General features: G+C 62.0%; 3 protein-coding genes. All 3 read right to left on the bottom strand.

Features of this window, described 5'->3' with window-relative positions:
• On the bottom strand, nucleotides 1-1245 hold the full coding sequence (locus AWB68_RS43595) for a citrate synthase (protein WP_087650277.1): 1245 nt from the start codon (nucleotides 1243-1245) through the stop codon (nucleotides 1-3).
• Between the two features lie 108 nt (nucleotides 1246-1353).
• The gene (locus tag AWB68_RS43600; RefSeq protein WP_087650278.1) at nucleotides 1354-1743 is read right to left on the bottom strand and encodes a VOC family protein; all 390 of its coding nucleotides are present in this window, start codon (nucleotides 1741-1743) and stop codon (nucleotides 1354-1356) included.
• Between the two features lie 26 nt (nucleotides 1744-1769).
• Nucleotides 1770-3017: MFS transporter (locus tag AWB68_RS43605; protein WP_235028856.1), on the bottom strand; the 1248-nt coding region annotated here is incomplete at its 5' end.

Genomic DNA, 3017 nt, shown 5'->3' on the forward strand with positions numbered 1-3017 from the left:
TCAGCGCCCAACCGACTTGAAAACCCGATTCTTGTCGAGCGTGGCTGGATCGAGCGTATTCTCGCCGCCTTCCGCAGGCGACGCGGGGGCGGCGTCTTCCAGCGCGCGCCCGGTATAGCGGCCTCGTGGCCGTATGACCTTGCCCACCCGGAGTTGCTCAATACAATGCGCGAGCAGGCCCACGCTCCGGGCTGTTGCGAACAACCCGAACGACGCATCGCGTGGCAACGCCAGCTGAGCCGCCAGGGCCGCAAGCGCAACGTCGATATTTGGCTTGAGCCCGGTCAGCTCAACCACCTTGTTGATGAATGACATGAGCTCTTGAGGAGGATTGAGCACTTCGAGCAGTGCGGCCGCCCGCGGATCGCCGTCTGGATACAGATGATGTCCAAACCCAGGGATCGGAATGGCCGACTGCAAGTGATGGGCAACCACGTGCTCCGCACCGAGTCTACCGACGTCGTCAAACACGGCCCGCACGCGGCCTGATGCATCGCCATGCAGCGGGCCGGAGAGAGTTGCGAGCCCCGTGAGCAGGCATCCCGGCAGCGATGCGCCAGTAGAGGCGGTAATCCTGGCGGCGAATGCCGAACTCGTAATCTCATGGTCGGCCACGAGGACCATGGCCTTGCGGATGAGTTCGGCGCCGTCGTGCTCCTGGCCCCAGCCTCGAGCGAGCCGTTCATGCGTTCTTCGCGCATTCACGTCACTTCGCGCGCCAAACGCTTGCGCGATGAGCGCCACGAGCCGGCCGGCCTCGACATGCAGCGCGCTGTCTGTGCGTCCAAGCGTCGAGTGCCCGCAGGCCGTGAGCGCCGCCAGTGATGTGAACGCGCATTGCCTGCCTCGCTCGTCGCCCTGTAGCACCAGATCACCGGATTCGAAGGAAACGGGCGCGCGTGCATTCCAGAGAATGGTCGCTACGTCTTCGAGCGTCGCCGTGTCCGAAAGCCGGATGCTATCGCGTCCCCGGTAATAGGGCCGTCCTTTTGAGAACGTGGTGATGGCGCTGTAAATGCACGGCTCCGCACCGAATATCGTTCCGGCGGCGAGCGCCTCGCGCTTGCGTCCCACCTGTTTCTTGCGACACAGACCGGCTACGTCGTCCGCGCGATAGAGGCTCTTGCGCGGGTCATGCGGATCCGGCATCACCGCGATGGTGCCCCGACTTACGTACGCGTACACAGTCTGCGCCTGCACTCCGAGTTGTCGAGCCGCTTCAGTCAGAGTGATCCAGTTTCGCATGGGATGGTATGCAGCGTAGTGCAGTGGAACGGCGCAGCAAGCGAGTTAGGACGCGGATCGCGCCTTGCATGCGAGCGCGACCGGTCCAGTCTCAATAGTGGCGTTTTTTCAGATAAAAGTCATCTCGGCGGGTCGCCGCTCCAGGATCTCGACGAGGATGTCGCCCGGAGATTGCACGAAGCAGGCTCTGACACCGGGACGAACCTGTTTGACCGGCTCGACGATTTCCGCGTCGCAGCGCAACAGATGCTCGAAAGCGGCGTCGAGGTCGTCTACGGTCACTCCGAAATGATCGATGCCCTGTTTCCGCTCGCCATGCGGGCGGCCGGGTTGGGCGCCCGGCAGTGATGTGATGAAAAGGTTGATGCTGCCGATACGCAAATCCACTCGCCCCGGGCGACGCACGATCTCGGCATTCAGGCAGCGCGCAAACCACGCGGCGGTAGCCTCGGCGTCCGCCGAGCACAGTTGCAGATGATCCCACTTGAATTCAATCATTCGATTTCACCAGATAGTCGAAGACGTCACAGTTCGATGCGGGAAAGCTTCCCCAGCAACACGGAGTAAGAGAGGGTCCCGAGCAGGCATATCGCACCCATCGCGTTGAGGGCCCAGTAGAAGTGGCCGGTGTGGTGGGTGATGTAGCCGATCATGAGCGGCGTGGTGACGGCCGCGATGTTGGCCGCCAGGCTGGTGATGCTGCTCGTCAGTCCCACATACTGCCGAGGCGCGATTTCGGAGACTGCGGCCCACGACATCGATCCGACGCCCTGCGCGAAAAACGCGATAGTCAGGATAGCGATCACCAACTCGTTCGACTCGACGAAATTGACGAGCACGATAGATGCGCCGAGCATCGTGCCGATGATGAGTGGCGCCTTGCGCGCAGTGGAAATCGACACACCGCGTCGGATGAAAAAGTCCGAGAGGAAGCCGGCAGAGAGAATGCCGATCGTCGCGCCGATGAAAGGGAGTGCCTGGAAGATCCCGACCTTGATCATCGACATGTGACGCGCTTCAATCAGATAGGTCATGAACCATGTGGTGAAGAAGACCAGCAGCGTGTTGTTGCAGAACTTCCCGAGGCAGAGAGCGAGGACCTGCCGGTAGCTGAGCAGCTTGAGCGCCATGCGCCAATTGAATTTCTCGCGGGGCTTGTGCGCCGCAGTAGCGCCTTCATTGATATATTGCAGCTCGGCGGAATTCACGCGCGGGTGCTGAAGCGGATCGCGATAAACCCTGTACCAGAGAAGGCTGAACAGAATGCCGACGCCGCCCGTCACGAAAAAGACCATACGCCAACCGTACGCGGCGGAGATCCACAGCAACAAGCCGGTGAACAACGGCGTCCCGATGTATTGCCCCATTACATAGACGCTGGTCGCGAAGCCGCGCTCCCCCGCGGGAAACCACAACGTCACCGCGCGCGCGTTCGAAGGGAAGGCCGGCGCCTCCAGTGCGCCGACTGCGAGCCGGGAGCCGAGCAGCATCTGATAGCCGGTCGCGAAGCCCTGCGTCAGCGTGGCGAATGACCATCCGACGAGCGACAGCGCATAGGCGATGCGTGAGCCGAGAATGTCGGTCAGCACGCCGCCGGGCACCAAGGCAATGGAATAGGCGAGGCCGAATGCCGCAAACAACTCGCCCATCTGCATCTTGTCGAGCGCCAGGCCTTTCGAGAGGCCCGGCGCAACGATGCCCAGCGCCGACCGGTCCACGTAATTGAGGATGGTTGCCATGAGCAACATCGAGAGCACGACGTACCGGACCCT

Source organism: Caballeronia choica (genome assembly GCF_001544535.1).
GTDB lineage: Bacteria > Pseudomonadota > Gammaproteobacteria > Burkholderiales > Burkholderiaceae > Caballeronia > Caballeronia choica.

Excerpts from the sequence above, each read along its gene's own strand:
- AWB68_RS43595 (WP_087650277.1), bottom strand. The coding sequence starts at position 1,245 with ATGCGAAACTGGATCACTCTGACTGAAGCGGCTCGACAACTCGGAGTG.
- AWB68_RS43600 (WP_087650278.1), bottom strand. The coding sequence starts at position 1,743 with ATGATTGAATTCAAGTGGGATCATCTGCAACTGTGCTCGGCGGACGCC.